The sequence below is a fragment of the Gemmiger formicilis genome (assembly GCF_018784445.1).
GTDB lineage: Bacteria > Bacillota > Clostridia > Oscillospirales > Ruminococcaceae > Gemmiger.
Map to the genome: position 1 here is coordinate 1,551 of NZ_WQOH01000033.1, position 470 is coordinate 2,020.

The 470-nt window shown below is 55.3% G+C and carries 1 pseudogene; it reads left to right on the forward strand.

The annotated features are described in order from the left end of the window. Positions 1-470 (forward strand): annotated as a pseudogene (locus tag GPK89_RS10810) (FprA family A-type flavoprotein); the annotation flags it as partial.

A 470-nucleotide genomic window follows, 5' to 3' on the forward strand; every position in this document is an offset into this window, starting at 1 on the left:
CCCCATGCTCACAGAAGACTTGGGGGAGTATCTGCGGCTCTATGATCTCTGGTCACAATGGAAACCGGAAAAACCGGAGGGCATCCTGATCGCTCACGCATCCATCCATGGAAATACCGCATATGCATCGGAGGCCCTCAAGAGCAAGCTGAAGGGAAAAGGTGCGCAAGTCACCATGTGCGATTTGACGGCAACAGACCTTTCCTATGCCGTGACCAGCGCATTCTACTGTGGGAAACTGGTGTTGGCCTGCTCCACTTATGACGGAGGACTGTTCCCGCCCATGAAGGCCTTTTTGGATCATTTACAGACAAAGGGATTCCGAAACCGCCGGATCGGCCTCATGGAAAACGGCTCATGGGCCCCTGCTGCCGCGCGGCTGATGCGCGCCGAGTTGGAAAAGATGAAGGAACTCCGACTGTGTGAAACAGATGTATCGCTGCGCGGCGCACTGAACCAAACCAGCGAAG